Raw genomic sequence first — 20850 nt, forward strand, 5'->3', positions numbered from 1 at the left:
TGTTGATATGATCCAAATATTTTGAAGTGAACAGAGTCAAAAAATACATGACCGATAGCAAAACTGATTATTAAATAGTTATTTTTACTTACCATTACTATTCATCAACGCTAATCAATGATAAGTCTATCATTACGTCTATTGACTGAATCCCCCTGTACATAAGTGGTTTCTATCATAACAGCTTCGAGTAAATTACCCGTTATCCGTTTAATTTATCCGCTAGTATTTTAACTTTTCAATATATCAATTAAACTAATACAAACATATAGAACAGAGAAATATAACAATATCTATCTTATTAATTGTATTACTTGACTACTCACTGACAGGAATATGTAATGAAAGTACCATACTTAAAAATATTATTATCACTTTCAACAATTTATATATGTAGTTCTTATAGCGATGAAAATTTGAATGCTGGTTACGCTAAGCTACTTGCACTTTCATTGACAGATGACATTAGCGCTTCAACACTTCATGCTGAGGGGTTTAACTACGAAAAATATTCTTTACCATATGAATTCAAAGACCTTTATGTAATAGATGATTACTCTTTTTCTATGCAATTGAAAGGTAATTACCTTAAAGTTAAATCGTCACTAGTTAATATTGACTCTTTAGGCAATCTACGCGCCCGTTGGGATATTTTTAGTCTATCTGCATCACCAAAAGTTTCCTACCAAATAAACGAAAAGTTCAGCCTAGAAAGTGAGCTAGAATTAGGCTATGCAAATATGAGCAATAATTCCACCTTTCATGGTAGTCAACAAATGAAAGACGTATTGCGCGATGAAGGGTTATTAGATTGGAACGTAAATTCATTTCATATAACACCTAAACTTGGCCTGAGAAACACAAATATCCTAGACAATAATGATGAATTGAATCTATATGGCCATATATCCTATATGTTTACTAATGGTTTTGGAAAGACAAAAGGCCTAAACGTCAATAGCAGTACCGGAACATGGTCGATTGGTGGTGAATATGTTATGACGGAACTCATCAGTATAAATGACATTAACTTCAATCTAATCTTATCCAATGATATCGGCGGGTTCTATGGAAAGGACTATAGAGAATTGTCATTTGGTTTTATAAATAATACCTCTGTCGCATTAGAAACCCCCATTAATATCTATGATAACCAAGTAAAAGTGAAAGCTGGGATAGGCTACCTATCAAGCGATAACGCACATGGTATAGCCTTAACCTTGGGAATAAGGTAGGCGTTATTTCAATACGATGATTTAAATCGATAAACGTTAGGTTTTGGCATTATTGACCATAACGTTAATTTATCAACCGTTTTCCAATAGACGATAGCAAACGTTGGAACCATGTAATTATGCAAGGAGAGCTCTATATAGCACTCATTATATTGTTATTAAATGATTATTTAATAACCTAACTTTCATTCTATTCGAATTTCTATATAACCAAGAACATGACTAGGCTATTTTTGATGCCTGTTTTTTCTTGGTTCAATGAGATGCTTGGACCGCATAAATATGCATTTATTATTAATTTTAATGCAGATAATAAAACACCAACTAGAGTAAAAGTGAAGCTTACCCTTTAACTATATAAAGTAAAAACTTGTTCCTCCTCACCCTCGCTCCAACACGACCTTTTAGATAACAACCCAGTTTTGCACTTGTAACCAAATAGCAGTGGCTATTCACCCTAGTTTTTAATACTCCATGTTTTGCTATGACTGTAATGCTGTTCTATAGAGCGTACTTCCTCAAGGTCCAAAAAGAGCAGTAATTTTTATTGAGTACTCATCTATTTCTTTTCATAAAATAATTTCTAATCAAAAAGAGGATTATCACACACTAAACGAGTAAATATTCTTATGAATCACTTTGTAATACTTTGAAAAAAAATATTACAAAAAGATTTAAATGACACTTTTTAATTATAAGCATAAAAACAACACACGTTAAATGTTGATATTATTAACTTTTAAATTTAAAGCCAAGATAACCCCAAAAAAACGTAGATTTCCCGTCACATTTATTGATAAGAAAAGTTGATTTATTGAATCAGTGAAGATATAAAGAAAATAATTACATAAGTTAAATGAATGGAATTCAATTGCAACCATTTAACAATACACAATTCAATATATTCACTAAAACTGAAGGAAATTTCACTCATGTCAGATAGCTTTCAAAATGAAGTCCCCAAAGCACGGGTCAATATTAAATTAGAACTGCACACGGGCGGCGCTCAGAAGAAAGTGGAATTGCCACTTAAGTTATTAGCGATGGGTGATTACAGTAACGGACAAGATAACCGCGCGTTGTCTGAGCGTGAAAAAGTAAATATCAATAAAAATAACTTTGATAGCGTCCTTAGTGAATTTACACCAACAGTTAACTTAACGGTAAAAAATACTCTTGCTGGTGATGGAAGTGACGAAAGCGTAAACCTCTCTTTCAAAAATATGAAAGACTTCGAACCTGAGCAAGTGGCTCGTCAAATCCCCCAACTTCGAGCCATGTTAGCCATGCGTAATCTGCTACGCGACCTGAAATCTAACCTCCTCGATAACGCTACGTTCCGCCGTGAATTGGAAAATATCCTTAAGGACCCAGCACTCAGTGATGAACTACGTGAAGAGCTAGCACAACTTGCACCGAAGAAAGATTAATTTGGATTATTAAAGGATTATGCTGATGTCTGTAAAAAATGAATCAACCCAAGGTGCAACGACTGTACTTGATGAAACCTCGAATCAAGGCGTTTATGCTTCTTTATTTGAAAAAATCAATTTAACCCCTGTTGCTACAATCAGTGATATTAACGCATTCCAAGATAATACTGCGCTAGCTGATGCAACTGCGGATGAACGAGTCACGGTTGCCGTTCAAGTATTTTTAGACCGTTTAAAATCTTCTGGTCAAAAAGTGGAGCGTTTAGACCGCAACCTGCTTGACCATCATATTGCTGAACTCGATAAGCAAATCAGCCAGCAATTAGATGAAGTGATGCACCATCAAGACTTCCAAAAAGTTGAATCTACTTGGCGTGGTTTAAAATTCCTTGTTGATCGCACTGATTTTCGTCAAAACGTAAAAATTGAGCTACTGGATATTGCCAAGGATGACTTGCGCCAAGATTTCGAAGATAGCCCGGAAATTATCCAAAGTGGTCTTTACCACCATACCTATATTGCAGAATATGACACCCCAGGTGGTGAGCCTATTGCAGCGATAATCTCTAACTATGAGTTTGACCGTAGCGCGCAAGATATCGCCTTATTACGCAGCATCTCTAAAGTCTCCGCGTCTGCTCATATGCCATTTATTGGGTCTGTTGGACCAAAATTCTTTGGCAAAGAGACCATGGAAGAAGTGGCTGCTATCAAAGATATTGGTAACTACTTTGACCGTGCTGAATACATTAAATGGAAAGCTTTCCGTGATTCGGATGATGCCCGCTATATTGGTTTAACCATGCCTCGTGTATTAGGCCGTTTACCTTATGGCCCTGATACTGTACCTGTCCGCAGCTTCAATTACGTTGAAGAAGTCAAAGGGCCAGATCATGAGAAATATTTGTGGACTAATGCCACATTTGCTTTCGCTGCCAACATGGTTAAAAGCTTTATCAACAACGGTTGGTGTGTGCAAATTCGTGGTCCGCAAGCAGGTGGAGCAGTTAAAGATTTACCTATTCATTTATTTGATTTAGGTACAGGTAGTCAGGTGAAAATCCCATCAGAAGTGATGATCCCTGAAACGCGCGAATTTGAATTCGCTAATCTTGGCTTTATCCCACTGTCGTACTACAAAAACCGCGATTATTCGTGCTTTTTCTCGGCTAACTCCACCCAAAAGCCCGCGCTGTATGACACTGCCGATGCGACAGCAAACAGCCGAATCAACGCGCGTTTACCCTATATTTTCCTACTCTCTCGCATTGCCCATTACCTGAAACTAATCCAACGTGAAAACATTGGTACCACCAAAGATAGACGCCTCCTTGAACTTGAACTCAACAACTGGGTTCGTGGTTTAGTCACTGAAATGACCGACCCGGGTGATGATTTACAAGCTTCTCATCCACTTCGCGATGCAAAAGTGGTTGTTGAAGACATTGAAGATAACCCAGGCTTCTTCCGCGTGAAACTGTATGCCGTCCCACACTTCCAAGTCGAAGGCATGGATGTGGATTTATCGTTGGTTTCGCAGATGCCTAAAGCCAAAGCCTAACGATTAGTAAAGGTCATTCAGGATGAAAATCTACCGTCCCTTATGGACAGACGGGGCCTTTTTGGCCCCTCAACAATTTCAACAACAAGCTCGTTGGGACAGCCATGTCGCTGAAGTCGTTGCTCAAATGGGTATTGCCTCAACGTGGGGTGTGATTAGTACTGAATTTGATGACAGTGCTTTAACCCTATCTCGAGTTAGCGCACAAAAGATGATTGTGCGTTTTCACGATGGCACACTTATTGACACGACTCTGTCTGATGCTCTTCCTCCGGTATTATCCCTTAATGACTACGCAGATCGTCAGTCATTAGACATCGTGCTAGCGTTACCTTTAATGCTAGCAAATGGCGGCAACTTGGCCCCTGAAACGGGTACAGATCGCCCTCGTCGGTTTAGCCAAGAATGGGTTAAAGTTCAAGACCTACTCGGGCATGAGCAAACGGATATTGCAGTATTACGTCATGTGGCAACGCTACGTTTTGCCCATGATGAGAATGAAGCCTATATGACTTGCCCAGTTGCACGGCTGATCCGCAATGCACAAGGGGCATGGGAATTTGATAAGCGTTTTATTCCCCCCTTGCTCGCTTGTCAGGGAAGTCTTGAACTACGCACGTTACTCTCTGAATTTATGCACCGCTTAGTCGCTAAACGCCGTCGACTGATGGCTCTGCGCCGCGAAAGCAATGAGAAAATGGCAGACTTCGTGGTTGCTGATGTCTCATTATTTTGGCTATTAAATTCACTGAACAGCGCCGAACCTGTACTCAATGAACTTAGCACGGCATTACATCGTCATCCTGAATTACTCTATCGAGAACTCGCCCGTTTAGCAGGGAGCTTATTAACTTTCTCTTTAGAAAGTAAATTGGAAGATATTCCGCAATACAAACATGAGCAACCGGAGCAGGTTTTCCCTCCTCTTTTTACGCTATTAAACACCCTGCTTGAAGCCAGCTTACCTTCACGTGTTATCAGTATTGAATTAGTAAAAGAAGGTCCTTTCTGGACAGGGCAGCTTCATGATGGCCGCTTACGTGAAGAGGCGGATTTCTATTTATCCGTACGCTCCTCTTTACCCGCTCACCTACTCATTGCTCAATTTCCTTTGCTGTGTAAAGCAGGTAGTCGGGATGATGTTGCTGATGTGGTCAATGTGGCACTCAATGGTATCCCATTAAAACCGCTCAGCCATGTGCCAACCGCGGTTCCACTTCGTTTAGAAAATCAATACTTTGCGCTAGATATTGAAACACCTGCGGGTCAAGCCATGCTTTCTTCAGGGCAATGTGCCTTTTACGTCCCGAGTACATTAGGTGATATTCAATTAGAGCTGTTTGCGGTACTTCGCTCATGAAAAATACAATGTCACACCACACTATTGACATGATTTTTGCTCAAACTTGGTTAATGGTTTGTCAACTTCATCAGGGCACTGCCATCTCTCAGGGTGATAATTTTTACCACCGAGTTTGTCAGCTGATTGATGAAACGCGTCAAAAATTACTTGAACATGGTTATCCAGAAACTGCCATTGAACATATGCAATATGCCCAATGCGCATTAATTGATGAAAGCGTGATGAATCGCCAGCATCAACAAGATGATGGATACAACACTTGGATACAATCACCGTTGCAAGCCCGTTACTTCAATACATTGGAAGCGGGAGATAAACTGTGGGATCGCCTACGCAGTATTTTAAATGAAACGGCACCTAACCCAGATGTTTTGCTCTGTTTTCATCGCGTGCTCACCCTCGGGTTTGTTGGAAAATTTCGCCAGCAAAATGCGCCAGAACGCGAGCGTATCGTCGCTCAACTCAATGTTCAACTTCCTGATTATCTGATTTCATCAGACTTACCTCTTGTCGTAAAACCTAAATTACGTTTTAGCCGCCGCCGACTCTACTGGTTTGGTTGGATTGGTGGAGCTCTTGTGCTCGCTGCAATGTGGTGGGGCTTCAGTGCATCGTTAGAACACTTACTACAACAATGGATGACACAAGGATAGGCATGCAAAACCCAACCAAACAGTGTCTGACACTTTTTGCGACAGGCCTTTTTCTGTGGTTACTCTGGGGGTTTTGGTCCCTAGGGCAAACTGTCACTATTTTTGTATCGGTCTTAGTGCTGGCTCTTACCGGTGGGATGTTATTTTGGCAGTATAAGCAGCGCCGCCAAATGCTTTCTACTGAGCATGATTATGCGGGTGCATTGCCTGCCGATAACTACTCGGGTCCTGTTATCCTCGTTTGTGGTCAGTCTGATGCCCTATTTTTGAGTGACCAATTACACCGAGAAACTCGCCAAGGTTGGTATATTCGGGTATCTGCCCCCACTGAATTAGTTAAATTAGTGACTGCATTGATGGAACATGCCCCATCATTATCAGGGCAGACATCATTACTGTATATCGTCCTGCCGGAACAACTTACTCAGCAAGAAACACTCACTCAAGCATTGCTCAATTGGCGTCGAGCCATTGGTGAAAGCAACCAAAAAATAGGGTCAAAACTGCCATTTTGGGTCACAGTGTATCTCACTATGCCTCGCCAAACAGGTACAGACCTACACGTGGATGGCGAACACACTCCATGGATGACTTTACTCAGCCACCAAAATGAGTTTCAGGTAGAACAAGAAGGTTCTATGTCAGCCCCCTACTCTGTCTGGTTGCCCGCCCATATTGGGCACTCAGAGCAAAGCCTGCAATTTTCCCTGTGGTTAGATACCTTACAGAGTTGGCTCAACCAAGTTTTAGTCCCACAGTTCACCGTGTCTCAAGCAGGAGCACCAAAGCAAACTCCTTCAGCATGGGCTATTCAATGGATAGATATCACCAGCCAACCTAACAACTTATGGCAGCAATTTATCCAAGAAAAAACCATGCTGCCGCTATATTCATCAATTCAAACCACTGATTTGCTGCCTTTACCCGATGTGATGTTACGACGCTTACGCCATGATATTAGCTTAAGCCGCACAGAGAAAACCCTTGGGGCTATCGGAATTATTTTCGGGGTCTTCTTGGTAGGCGCATTAATCGGAAGTTACTACCATAACCAACAACTCATTCGTCACATTGGCGAAGATGTTGCTCGTTTTTCGCAACTTTCGGATACCCCTCTTGCACCAAAACAGACCGCTTATCTGCAATTGCAAGATGATGCAACTGAATTGGCACGTTGGGAACGCGAAGGGATACCAACCTCTCACTCTTTAGCGTTATATCAGGGAAATAGAATATTACCCTACTTGCACACGCTATTAGGTAGTTGGGCTCCCCCACCGCCACCGACGCCTATCATTGTTCAAAGTGCCCCTGAAATGGTCACCCTTGATAGCCTATCGTTGTTTGATGTAGGGCAATACACCCTCAAAACGGATGCAACTAAAGTTTTAGTCGATGCCTTGCTCAATATTAAAGCCAAGCCCGGTTGGTTAATTGTCGTCTCCGGCTATACCGATAACACCGGAAACCCAGCATTAAACCAAACACTCTCATTAAAACGCGCCGAATCGGTCAGAGATTGGATGATAGAAACCAGTGATATCAGCCCTGCTTGTTTTGCTGTTCGAGGGGACGGGCAAAATAACCCTGTTGCTGATAATCAAACCGCTGAAGGCCGAGCAAAAAATCGACGCGTTGAAATACGACTCATCCCTCAAGCAGATGCTTGCCAGGGCGCAGATAATCAAACCGTGTCACCGATGGACGATGACACACATTCGACACAAAAGGAGAAGTAACCATGGCTATTCCTGTTTATTTATGGCTAAAAGATGACGGCGGCGCGGATATCAAGGGCTCTGTCAATGTACAAGACCGTGAAGGCAGTATTGAAGTGGTCGCACAAGACCATAACCTGTATATCCCAACCGATAACAATACCGGTAAATTAACAGGTACACGTATCCATACGCCATTTATTTTCGTGAAAGAAATTGATGCATCAAGCCCTTATTTATACAAAGCAGTGACCACGGGTCAAACTTTGAAAGAAGCTGAATTCAAATGGTACCGCATTGATGATGCTGGGCAAGAAGTGGAATATTTCAATACCAAGCTTGAAAACGTCAAAGTGGTCAAAGTCGCGCCAAAAATGCACGACATCAAAGACCCTAACAAAGAGAAGCACAACCATCTCGAAGAGATTGAACTGCGCTACGAAAAAATCACTTGGACCTATAAAGACGGCAATATCATTCATTCCGATTCTTGGAATGAGCGTGCAACCGCTTAATTAAAACAAGCAGGCGTTTCGGCGTCTGCTTTTTTTGTACGTATTCGTACACCGATGACACACAACACACAATTTATCTTGATACCTAATGAACCTCGGTTAACGGTTAGGGGCGGTAGCATTTCTTGCTGTCTCTAACCGTTTTCACCCCAATATATTTTTACCCCAATACGAGAGAAAGAATATGGACAATTCATCCGTGATGCTATTACGCCGCCTAAACCCTTACTGTGCCAACGCATTAGAAGCGGCGGCTTCACTTTGCCAAACACGAGCGCATGCGGAAATTACCATTGAACATTGGTTGCTCAAATTATTGGAAATGGGGGAAAGCGATATCACGGTGTTAGCTCGCCGCTATGAATGGGATATGTCAGCCCTTTGGCAAAGTTTACTGACAGATATCGACAACTTACCACGCTCCATTCATACGCGCCCGTCTTTATCAAAACCGCTGCTGAATCTCATTCAACAAGCTTGGGTGATTGCATCATTGGATGAAGATATCGAACATATTCGCAGCGTGCATTTATTATCTGCCATGGCTCAGCAACCGTCACTGGTGCCTAATGATAATTTGTGGCCATTAATGACATTAAGTACCACCCAACTTCAACGCTTAAGACCGATGCTTGATGCCCAATCCGATGAGCGCCCTGAAATACAACAACTCGCCACACATAATCAATCCTTATCCCATGAAACGCCATCTGACGCTAACGATGTAGAAACGGCGAAAAGCTCAAATGTGATTGGCAATACACTGAACGAAGCACTACTGGCCGTACTGAATAAATTCACCGTCGATGTCACTGAAAAAGCACGCGAAGGCGCGATTGACCCTGTCTTTGGACGTGATGACGAAATTCGCCAAATGGTGGATATTCTTTCTCGCCGTCGTAAAAACAACCCAATTCTCGTCGGCGAGCCGGGTGTCGGGAAAACAGCCTTGGTGGAAGGCTTGGCCTTACGCATTGTCGAAGGGAATGTGCCCGTTAGCCTGCAAACCACCGCCTTGCGCACTTTAGATTTGGGGCTACTGCAAGCGGGCGCTGGCGTTAAAGGCGAATTTGAGCAGCGCCTAAAAAACGTGATTGAGGCCGTACAACAATCCCCTACCCCGATTTTACTGTTTATCGATGAAGCCCATACCATCATTGGCGCAGGCAACCAAGCCGGTGGCGCCGATGCGGCGAACTTACTCAAACCCGCGCTAGCTCGCGGTGAATTGAGAACCATTGCAGCGACAACATGGTCTGAATACAAACAATATTTTGAACGTGATGCCGCCTTAGAGCGCCGCTTCCAAGTGGTCAAAGTCGATGAGCCAGACGACGAAAAAGCCTGTTTAATGCTGCGGGGGCTAAAACCACGCTATGCCAAATACCACGGTGTTCATATCACTGATGATGCAGTGAAAGCAGCGGTGACTTTGTCTCGCCGTTACTTAACGGGTCGTCAACTCCCCGATAAAGCCGTGGATTTACTCGATACCGCCAGCGCCCGTATCCGCATGAGCCTCGACACGCTCCCTGAAGAACTGACCCGTTTAAAAGCCAAGCGCAATGCCTTAGAACTTGAGCAGCAAGCCATTCTTGATGACTTGGCGATTGGCAATACCACCAATCAATCGCTCCTAAGCGAACTAGTCACTCAAGATGCGCAAATAGCGATACAACTGGCTGAGTTAGAACAGCGTTTTGAGCAAGAAAAAAACCTTATCAGCGAACTCTTAGAACAGCGCCGTCAATCCCAAGATGTGAGTGACATTCAAACCCAATTAGAACAAGTGCAGCAAGGTGAACCACTGATCACCCCTGATGTGGATGTCAGAACCGTTGCCACCGTCATCGCAGATTGGACAGGCGTGCCATTATCCAGCCTATTAAAAGACGAACAAACCGAGCTGCTTGAGTTAGAAGATTCGCTTGGCAAACGTGTCGTGGGTCAAGAAAGCCCATTACTGGGGCTTGGACAACGACTACGCGCCGCTCGCACGGGTCTCGCCTCAGAAAATGGCCCGCAAGGGGTATTTTTACTGGTTGGCCCAAGTGGCGTAGGGAAAACGGAAACGGCTTTGGCCTTGGCAGATGTCCTGTTTGGCGGCGAAAAATCCTTAATCACCATCAACATGTCCGAGTATCAAGAAGCCCACACCGTCAGCCAATTAAAAGGCTCTCCTCCAGGCTATGTAGGTTATGGCCAAGGCGGTATTTTAACGGAAGCCGTTCGCAAGCGCCCTTACAGCGTCGTGTTACTTGATGAAGTGGAAAAAGCGCACCGCGATGTGCTCAACCTGTTTTATCAAGTATTTGACCGTGGTTTTATGCGCGATGGCGAAGGCCGTGAAATCGATTTTCGCAATACCGTGATTTTAATGACAGCAAACTTGGGCAGTGACTTGCTGATGCAACAACTCGAAGCGTTCCCTGAGTCTACCGACGGCGAACTGCAAGAATTGCTGCGCCCAACCTTGCGCGACCACTTCCAACCTGCATTATTAGCGCGTTTCCAAACCCTGATTTATCGCCCATTAGGCCCTGTCGCACTGCGCCAAATTGTTGAAATGAAACTGGGCAGCGTGATTAAGCGTCTCTACACCCATTACAAACTCGAAGGGATTGTCGATGAAGCGCTGTACGACACCCTCGTGAGTGCGTGTTTATTACCAGACACCGGCGCCCGCAACATTGATAGCCTGCTTAACCAACAAATTTTACCGGTACTGAGCCAACAATTACTCATGCGCCAAGCTAACCACCAGCAAGCGCAAAGCCTGACTTTGGGTTATAGCGAAGAAGATGGGATCACCCTGAGTTTCAGTGATATTGAGGAGATAAATCCATGAGCCTACTCGATACAGCCAAAAACTTACTTCAAGGCCAAAACCGCTATCGCCTAGAAGTCCAAGGCTGCTCAGATTTACTGGACGTTGAACATTTTACCGGGCGTGAAGCCGCTAGCGACACCTATCGCTACCAAATTACGTTTACCTGTTCCGCCCAAGACCTTTCTGCTCAACAATTATTACGCCGTAATGCCAGCCTGACCTTTTCGGCACCAATAAATAACGTAATGGGACTCGCCACTCAACCGACTGTTGCCAAGCGCGTTCATGGGGTAGTGACCGATTTCCGTCGTCTCTCAGGCTCTGCCGATGAAGCTCGCTACCAGTTAGTTATCGAGCCTTTTTTCGCGCTACTGCGCCATCAAATTCGCAGCCATCGTTTTTTTATTAACCAATCCATACCGGATGTGGTTGAGCAAATCTTACGCGAACACAATTTCAAAGGCTGGGAGTTCGAATTTCATCTCGAAAAAGCCTACCCAAAACGCGAACAAATTAACCAAATTAACGAAAGTGACCGCCAATTTATCGAGCGCTTACTCAGTGAAGTGGGGATTTTTTATCGCTTTGGTTTACAAGATGATACCCAAACCGAAGTCCTGCATTTTACTGACAGCCAACGCGGTTATGTGTATGACAAAACGCTACCATTAAATAGTCCGTCGGGGCTAAGCGATAACCATGCCGACAGTGTTTGGGGGTTATCGTTACGTCATCAAGTGGTCGAAAGCTCTGTGTTTGCCAAAGACTATAACCACCGACTGGCGGAAGATACGTTGATTTCTGCGGTAGCGGACATGACACGCGGTGATGGGGAAAAAATCAATTACGGCGATGTTTATCACTATAAAGGCCGCCACCTCACCCGCGGGGATAAAATTCGCCCTGAAACTGAAACCGCTAACTTCTGGGCAAGACTCGACCACGAGCGCTTTTTAGCTCGTCAGACTTTACTACGCGGAGAAAGTAGCGCTGCAGACCTGACGCCATTATTAGTGCTAAGTATTCAAGATAACCCGCTCAGTTCGACGTTACCCAGCGTATTCAAATCACCAATTCTAATTACTCGCCTACGCTTTACCGCCAGCCGAGATAAAGCGCTAACTGTTCGCTTTGACGCGGTGCCTTACACCGAAGCACTGTGTTGGCGCCCTGCCCTTAAACCGCGCCCTGTGATTGCCGGAACATTAATGGCGCGTGTCACCAGTGCAAAAGACCACGATATTTATGCCCACCAAAATGAACACGGCTTTTATTGGGTGAAATTCGATGCAGACAGAGATGAAAAAAACAAGGGCTATGAAAGCATGCCCGTACGTTTGGCGAAACCTTACGCCGGCGATACGTATGGGATGCATTTCCCACTGATCCAAGGGACTGAAGTCGCCATCGCCTTCCATGAGGGTGACCCAGACCGCCCTTACATCGCTCACGCGCTGCATGACTCTCGCCACCCCGACCACGTGACAGATAAAAATAACACCCGCAATGTGATCCGCACGCCTGCGAATAACAAACTGCGCATGGAAGATAAACGCGGGCAAGAGCATATTAAGCTCAGCACCGAATATGGCGGAAAAACCCAGTTAAACCTGGGGCATTTGGTGAATGCCGAACGCGAACAGCGTGGTGACGGTTTTGAGTTACGCACCGACAGCTGGGGCGCTATTCGTGCGGGTAAAGGGTTGTTGATAAGTACTCAAGAGCAAGAAAAAGCGAACGAGCAACAACTCAATATAGATGAAATTAAACGCCAGCTCTCTGATGCATTATCCATGGCTGAATCTTTATCATCAATATTAGAACAGGCAGATATCGACTCTTTAGACAACCAAACGCAAGAACGCTTTCTTCAACAAAATATTGAACAACTACAGGAGCCCGTCATTCTTGTCGGCGCACCTGGTGGTATAGCAACTTCCACTCCAAAACACATTCAGCACAGCAGCAATGGCAATCAAATCTATACAGCTGCAGGTAACACAGAAATTTCATCACTCAAACGTATGGTTTTATTTGCCAAGAAAAAGATGGTGTTATTCGCTCATGAGTTAGGCATGAAGTTAGTGAGTGCGGCAGGCAAGATAGAAATTCAAGCTCAAACAGGTGAAGTCGACATCATTGCACAAAAAGGGCTGAATATTACGAGCACCGATGATGAAATTATCATCAGTGCGAAGAAAAAAATCACACTACAATCAGGTGGCTCCTACATCACAATAGAGGGAACGCAGATTGAACATGGAACCAGTGGTAATTTTAGTGTTAAGAGTGCCAACCTTCAGTACGCTGATGCCGCAACATTAGATATGCCTTACCCTCAATTCACTGCTTGTGAATCAATCGCCTCCGAAGCCGCCCAAAATGGAGCGGGTACAGTTCCACTGCGCTAGGAGTTTATATGGAATATTATTTATCTCACCCCAAAGCGCTTGGTGAACATCAATTTGCCATCGTTGACAAAGCGTTCGCCAGCGAATTAGTTGAACGTTTTCCCTCATTAGATATGGTCTCTGCACACCTTAAACCACAAGCACATTTGTACCCTGCTTTAATATCACTACATGAATTGCCCGCATCTGACTGGCAAATGCTGCTGACAGAAATAAAACAGCAGTCTGTCGATTCATCGGCACCAAAAGTATGTTTGTTTTTAGAGAGTCTATTATCCGCTGAATCCTTATGTAATGAATTAGCTAATGCCCTATTAATTAGCGATGAAAAACACCAAAATTATCTGCTACGCTACTACGATCCACGCGTGTTATTTCAATTATCATGGATGCTCACCCCTTGGCAATTACAAATTTATTTAAAAACTCAAGTGGTTCTTTCATGGACATTTTGGCTAGATAAACAATGGCATACATTAAATTTTTCAGAAAAAATCAATTATCATAAAAATACCCCTATTGATTTGCCACTAGCCCAATTACACCGTATCGGTCTTATTAATCAAATTCTGAGCAAGTATTCACCGTTCGTCTCTTTAGACGAAAGGAATATCCTTAGTCAACAGATTGATTCATTGTTATTAAGAGCTACTGAATATGGTCTAAACACAAACGAAGATATTATGACTTTTGTCAAACAAGGCTGTTCTTTGCAATGTGCTTTTTGGCTACATCATGATGTTCAAGCGTTATTAAAAATCTCAGCCCACAACCCCAACTATTACCGCCGCATAACATCCGGCTGGCATGACTCTCATTGGCAAGAAATTAAATCCCACACTCCCATATTGGCTTTTTCTAAAGGACTCTTACGATGACCGAACAAAATCAATCGCAAGGGTGCAATTTCTGTATTCGACAGGGATTGCCCATCTTACTTGCTCGCCCAGCCATCATGTCTCAACAGGATATTCTCCCTGTCATGCCACAAAGCATACACGTTCCCGTTGAAGCCCAAGGGGAAACAGCGTATACCTTACGATTATTGCGCTCTGGCTACTTAAACATTTGGGATGAAATCGGCAATGAATGGATTAATTACTATATTACTGAGGGGGGATTTTATTACCCCTTACCACCTGATGGGGATGTACCTGACAATGTAATCTCAGGGAAAATCAAACCCTGTATTGACCAACCTGAAGAATTAGCTAAAGCCTCTCTCGTCACCTTACCGGTGATGCCCGACGGAATGAAAAACGGACTCTTTTGGTTTGCTTGGTCGGAAGTGAAATGGACCGAGACCATTCGTGAACAGTTTGAAGATAAACACCACCGGGAGCAGTACATGCAGCCCTTTGACATGGACTCGTGGCTCAAGAGCCAACAAGCTGACCAATCGTTACCCTTAGAACAACTTGAGTATACGGTGGCAGAATACCATCAACATGCCAGAAAAAGCCAAATGTGGAAGTGGTCAGCGCTTATCGCGCAACTCGATCTTCTTGAAGGGCTTAAGTCCTTGGTGTACCCCATCACGTCGAAGTTCAGCCCCATTGCAACCAGCCAACAGGTCGAAACGACGGCACATCAAGACCTTCATCCCAATGGAGCGATCCTTGTTTTACAAGACCCGACGGGAATTTTAAGTGATATATCAACATTAATAGAATTCGAACTCAACAGGGATGTCTATCAGCGCCCTGATATTAAGCGTGAAGTGATGCTCTATGCATCAATTAGCAGTTTAGAAAAGGGAATGAAAAGGCAATTTAAACTAAGCTATAATACTAACACTCAGCTAGGTGAAAAATATATACAAAATGATCCAAGAACATTGCTTTTCACTTTAAATAAGCCTGCGCCAAGAACATGGTATAGTGAATTACGTGAAGATCAGCTTGATAATAAAACACAAGAATTTTGGGCTGATTATCAAAAGTACTATGACACAAATAAGCTTGAAGCTTTTAAAAATAAATTCAATAGCATTCTAAAAGAATATGATTCCCGAGTTATTTCACCACGTACAGAGTTTTATCTTAATTGGTTTAAAGCATCCACCCTAACTCATTATTTTACCAATAATTTTGATCCTGATGATTTAATCAGTTGCCTTGCATATACTTCAACCATAAATTATTGCATTACTAATATGCTAAATAAGAAAGGCACACTAGATTTTTTCAATGAATCCTTATTCCAACCTTTAACAAATACAAGCAATATTTTAGGACGTGCACTCGCTATTAATAATGAAAAATTAATAACGAAAATTAATGCAGCGACAAACCAATCCCCAGATTATATTTCGTTACCATGGAATGGACTCATTGATGCTGTTAATGAAATAATCGAAAAATCGAATCCAGCAACACAGTCCGTCATTGGACTCTACCTTGCCAATATTTCTGCGGCTATTACAGGAAGCATCAATAAAACCCTGTCGTCAAAAAAAACCTTTGATTTTATTGTTGCGTTGGGTATTTTCCAAAACCGAGCATTAATACCCATATCCCAATATGCAGAGGAAAGACATTTCGTAAAGGCGATTGTGAAAGTATTGATGTCGCTAAATGACAATCGAATGAAACCTAATCAAGATAGCGTTGAAAGAGAAGTCAAAAAAATAATAGAGCGTCGAAAAAATCTGGGTTTTCCTGATTATGAAAAACGAGCATTAGCTTTTTTTATCGACGCAGACCCGAAACAGGTTGAAAATATCAATAAATTATCCAAGGAAGAAAAAGCAAAGGAATTCTCTAAGCTAATGTTATCTAGCCCAGAAGCCAAAGTTCATAACCTAGAAAAATGGCAAACTCAAGTAACAAGCGGGACAGGTAAGAGCATCACGTTAATGGGCGGAGGAATATTGTCAATTATTTTACAATCAGCGGCCGTTTTAACGACTGCTGACTTTGGGAATAAAAAAACACTTAGTGATGAACAATTAGAAGAAAATGGCCGATTTTATGGCGGGGTTGCAGGTATAGTATCCGGATCATTTGGCGTTATTGAAACCGGTGTGCAAGCTTTTTTACAACAACATGATGCGGTAAACACATCCGCATTTAAAGGGCTAAAAGGTGTTGAGGCCTTTTCGAATATCGCTAAAAAAGGATTTGGCCTTGTTGGGGGAATGGTTGCCGTTGCTTTTGATGCTTATCACATGATAGATGAATTCCAAAAAGGGGAAGGCCACTATGGGTTATCCTTTGCTTATTTTGTTTCATTTTCTGCTGATATATGGCTTATTTATGTTATTTTTGCTGCCACATTAGGGCCTGTAGGTTTAGTTATCACCTTATTTGCAGTTATTGCCGCAATAGGTACTGCAATTTATATTGCCATAGAAGGACAGGATAATATCCAAAAATGGTTAGAACGATGCTTATGGCGCGTTGAACCTTCAGAAAATTCAAAAAATACATTACCTGATATATATCCAACCATGGATATGGAGCTGGATGAATTGCAACGCGCTTTAGGGCTAGGATAACATCATGGATATTTATGGATTACACCCCAAGTTTAAGCTTAACCGTCCTCTTACCAACAAAGAACTTGAAGGACACCTTGACCAAAATATACGACTTGAGTTAACTCACGAAGAAGTGATACCTGACCTGACTGTGATTCAAATTAATTCACATTATTTAGAGTTGGTTGATAAATTTTACTCAGGTCGTGGTTATATGAGTTTTTTAACTTCAATAAGCACTATATTAATTTGGGGTTTTCTTTTTTGGGTAGCAATATCAACTATTTTGCTTAATGAATATTCATCTAGTAAAATTTTTTTCATTATAGGTATAAGTATAATATCTATTCCTCTAGGTGGATTTATGGTGTTCTTACTCTGCACCGAATGGTTTGCTTGGACACACTATCCCATTAGATTTGATCGTAAAAACCAATTGGTTCATGTTCATAGAACTGATGGTTCAGTGTTCACTGTGCCATGGCAAGATATTTTTTTTACAACCGGATTAAATTACCAAAAATCTATTCGAAATGATTATTACATTAGCGGTCATATTCTCGCGGATGATGGTATCACTATTATTGATACATTCTGCCTGCCTTTATCCCATTCAAAATTACATGCTGTGATATCTCACTGGGAATTTGTTCGTCGATACATGGAAGAAGGACCTCAAGATCTTATTCAACAAATTGATTTTTGTTTACCGATTGACAAAAGAAAAGAGAGCTATTCTTTTACTTTTTTTTATTTAATGTCTTTATATAAAGGAGCCCCAATTCTACTTTTTCCTTTATTTATACCGTTGGCATTCATCTTTAGTATACCCAGATATATTGGCATTCTTACCAGCCGCCGCCCTGTTTGGCCTAAATCCATCCAAGCTCAATCTCCTGTCGATAAAGATGACCCCTATCGCTTAGATGCCACCACCAATCCCAAAAGTTTGTGGCGAACCTTTTTTTAACGTTCATCAGAGATAAAAAACAAAATAGTACTATTTTAAATATAGAGATGCATTTATGAGCCAAATGAACAAACGCCAAGGCTGTAAATTTTGTACCCGTAAAGGCCTCCCAATTTTACCTGTGCGCCCTGCTATTATGTCGCAACACGACATCTTGCCCCTGTTACCCAATAACATTCACGTGTCCGTTCCCCCACAAGGGGAAACCGCCTACACCTTACGGCTAATGCGTTCGGGGTACCTCAATATTTGGGATGAATTTGGCAAGGGGTGGATTAATTACTTTGTCACCGAGAGCGGTTTTTACTACCCCCTCCCTGAAAATGGCGATGTGCCCGATGAGATCGCATCTGGTAAAATCAAACCCTGCATTGACCAACCTGAAGAGTTAGCTAAAGCCTCCCTCGTCACTTTACCGGTGATGCCTGACGGAATGAAAAATGGACTCTTTTGGTTTGCTTGGTCGGAAGTGAAATGGACTGAGACCATTCGTAAACAATTTGAAGATAAACACCACCGGGAGCAGTACATGCAGCCCTTTGACATGGATGCATGGCTCAATACGCAATCCGCTGCACAGACCCTGCCATTATCGCAGTTGGAACAAATCGTGGCGGATTACTCTCAGCACGTCAAAAAAAGCCAAATGTGGAAGTGGTCAGCGCTTATCGCGCAACTCGATCTTCTTGAAGGGCTTAAGTCCTTGGTGTACCCCATCACGTCGAAGTTCAGCCCCATTGCAACCGGCCAACAGGTCGAAACGACGGCACATCAAGATCTTCATCCCAACGGGGCGCTTCTTGTCTTGCAAGACCCAACGGGGATTTTGAAGGACTTGCCTACACTGATTGAATATGAGTTGGATAAGTATGTCTATCAGCGCCCCGATATTAAGCGACAAATCATGCTACTGGGTGCGATTTCAGGTGTCAAAAACAGCATCAGAGACCAATTTCAAGAAAATTATATCACCACCACATTACGTGAAGCCGCATACATTAAAAGTATTGATACCTATCCCGATGGCGATATCACTGTCGAGTTGGAAGAGGATGAATTGGACAGCGCGTTTATCCAAAACCGCCGAGCCATGATAATGGCAAAAACGCAGGCGCATTGGGCTGAATATGAGCAGTATTATAATACTGAGGCCTATGATGCATTCAATCTTCGTTTTCAGAGCATTTTAGAAGAATACAATACCCGTGTAGTTAGTTCTCGAACGCAGTTCTACTTGGATTGGTTTCAGTCACCAACATTAATGCATTATTTTCAGCAACATTTTGATACGCGGGATTTGATCAGTGGGATTGCCTATACTGCCACGGTAAGCTATTGCATTATTAAAATGTCGGACAAAAAAGGCAGTTTGGATTATTTCTCAAGCTCACTGTTAAAAAGTTTGTCTGACCCCACCAATATTTTAGGGCGAGCATTGGTTTTCAACCAAGATGCCTTAATCAAAAAAATAGACGAGGCAACCCAATCCTCTGTGGATATGCTGTCACTCAATTGGGCAGGATTAGCGGATGCGTTCGCTAATTTAATAGAACCCCACCAAATTACCTCTCAAAATATCATGGCGGTGTATCTCGGTAATCTTGCCACCGTGGTCATGAACACGGTCGATAAAGCCATGAGTTCAGAAAAAATGTATGGCTTTGTGGCAGCGCTCGGGGCTTTCAGTAATAAAGCCATTATCCCTGTGCGTAAAGCAGGCTCGTATCGCCATTTTGTTAAAGATGTCGTGAATACGTTGGTTAGACTCAGTGATCATAACCATGATTTGAATGAGAATGAAATCAGAAAGCATGTGTACAACAAACTCAAACGATTGAAGGTCGCTGGATTACCGATGAAGCAAAATCGAATATTAAAATATTGGATTGACATTGATACCAGTGAATTAGACCGAATTAAATTACTTACCCCTAAAGAACAAGAAAAAGCCCTCAGTCAGTTGTTACAATTACATTCAGAAACAGAGTCTGCCAGCATTGCGCGGATGCGCACCAGCATGACATCCGGAAAAGGAAAATCCGGGATGGTCATTGGAGCAGGAATAGTGTCAGGCATTCTTCAAAGCGTCGCGCTGTTCCACTCGGCGGATTTGGAAAATAAGAAAACCTTACCGGAAGAGGTGTTTGAAGCGCACAGTCGATTTTATGCTGGGGTTGCAGGGGTTGTCAGTGCGTCGTTTGGACTAGTTGAAGAAGGAATGAAACGTTTTGCATCGTTTGAAAGTTGGGCGGTAAAAACACTGTTTAGAAACTCTACGGCGTACAAAAATCTGTTTATCGGCATAGGAAAAGGTACTGGTGTTGTTGCTGGAGTCATCTCTGTTGCATTTGATATTAGTCATATGTTAGATGAAATAAACAAAAGAAATAAAGGACTAGCTATTGCTTATGGTTTATCTGCGGCGTCAGGAATATGGCTAACTGTTATTATTTTTTCTAAGTTTTTTGCTGCATTTGCGGTATTAACCTTGTTAGCTGTGCTCATCATGATTGGGGCGGCAATTTACATTGCCATCGAAGGACAAAATAAGATCCAAAAATGGTTAGAGCAATGCCTGTGGCGGAAAGTGCCCGCACATATTCCTCAAAGTGAATGGCCCGAAATTTACCCAACCATGGCTATGGAAATGGATGCCTTTGAACGCGCAATAGGATAAGAA

Annotated in this window: 13 protein-coding genes; all 13 read left to right on the forward strand. The window is 42.6% G+C overall.

All coding sequences use genetic code 11. The features are described 5' to 3' along the window. The first annotated feature begins 341 nt into the window (after window positions 1-341). The 13 genes from M1F14_RS17350 (at window position 342) to M1F14_RS17410 (ending at window position 20847) form a co-directional block, all read left to right on the forward strand. Window positions 342-1235 (forward strand): hypothetical protein, encoded by an 894-nt coding sequence (locus M1F14_RS17350; RefSeq protein WP_042848025.1) that lies wholly within the window; start codon window positions 342-344, stop codon window positions 1233-1235. Between the two features lie 932 nt (window positions 1236-2167). Then, complete coding sequence (gene tssB / locus M1F14_RS17355; RefSeq protein ID WP_042848028.1) at window positions 2168-2665, forward strand: type VI secretion system contractile sheath small subunit; 498 nt, start codon at window positions 2168-2170, stop codon at window positions 2663-2665. Window positions 2666-2684: 19 nt separating this feature from the next. Next, complete coding sequence (gene tssC / locus M1F14_RS17360) at window positions 2685-4229, forward strand: type VI secretion system contractile sheath large subunit (RefSeq protein ID WP_042848029.1); 1545 nt, start codon at window positions 2685-2687, stop codon at window positions 4227-4229. 22 nt (window positions 4230-4251) lie between these two features. After that, window positions 4252-5589: a type VI secretion system baseplate subunit TssK gene (gene tssK, locus M1F14_RS17365; RefSeq protein ID WP_048606638.1), complete on the forward strand. Its 1338-nt coding sequence runs from the start codon at window positions 4252-4254 to the stop codon at window positions 5587-5589. After that, window positions 5586-6245, forward strand: a complete 660-nt coding sequence (tssL, locus tag M1F14_RS17370; protein ID WP_048606636.1) for a type VI secretion system protein TssL, short form — start codon at window positions 5586-5588, stop codon at window positions 6243-6245. The genes tssK and tssL overlap by 4 nt, the downstream gene beginning before the upstream one ends. A gap of 2 nt (window positions 6246-6247) precedes the next feature. After that, window positions 6248-7984, forward strand: a complete 1737-nt coding sequence (locus M1F14_RS17375) for an OmpA family protein (RefSeq protein ID WP_042848034.1) — start codon at window positions 6248-6250, stop codon at window positions 7982-7984. Between the two features lie 2 nt (window positions 7985-7986). Next, window positions 7987-8478: an Hcp family type VI secretion system effector gene (locus M1F14_RS17380; RefSeq protein WP_004912469.1), complete on the forward strand. Its 492-nt coding sequence runs from the start codon at window positions 7987-7989 to the stop codon at window positions 8476-8478. A gap of 184 nt (window positions 8479-8662) precedes the next feature. Then, the gene (gene tssH, locus M1F14_RS17385; RefSeq protein WP_181469189.1) at window positions 8663-11326 is read left to right on the forward strand and encodes a type VI secretion system ATPase TssH; all 2664 of its coding nucleotides are present in this window, start codon (window positions 8663-8665) and stop codon (window positions 11324-11326) included. Then, a complete protein-coding gene (locus M1F14_RS17390) occupies window positions 11323-13719 on the forward strand; it encodes a type VI secretion system Vgr family protein (protein ID WP_181469188.1) in 2397 nt (798 codons plus the stop codon). The genes tssH and M1F14_RS17390 overlap by 4 nt, the downstream gene beginning before the upstream one ends. A gap of 8 nt (window positions 13720-13727) precedes the next feature. Then, window positions 13728-14597, forward strand: a complete 870-nt coding sequence (locus M1F14_RS17395) for a DUF4123 domain-containing protein (RefSeq protein WP_181469187.1) — start codon at window positions 13728-13730, stop codon at window positions 14595-14597. Beyond that, window positions 14594-17218 (forward strand): T6SS effector BTH_I2691 family protein, encoded by a 2625-nt coding sequence (locus M1F14_RS17400; RefSeq protein WP_181469186.1) that lies wholly within the window; start codon window positions 14594-14596, stop codon window positions 17216-17218. The genes M1F14_RS17395 and M1F14_RS17400 overlap by 4 nt, the downstream gene beginning before the upstream one ends. Before the next feature lie 4 nt (window positions 17219-17222). Next, window positions 17223-18170, forward strand: coding sequence for a DUF6708 domain-containing protein (locus M1F14_RS17405; protein ID WP_042849144.1), 948 nt, complete (start codon window positions 17223-17225; stop codon window positions 18168-18170). Window positions 18171-18225: 55 nt separating this feature from the next. Then, on the forward strand, window positions 18226-20847 hold the full coding sequence (locus tag M1F14_RS17410) for a T6SS effector BTH_I2691 family protein (RefSeq protein WP_181469185.1): 2622 nt from the start codon (window positions 18226-18228) through the stop codon (window positions 20845-20847). Window positions 20848-20850: the final 3 nt, after the last annotated feature.

Origin of the sequence: Providencia sp. PROV003 (assembly GCF_045040775.1) — a bacterium.
GTDB lineage: Bacteria > Pseudomonadota > Gammaproteobacteria > Enterobacterales > Enterobacteriaceae > Providencia > Providencia huashanensis.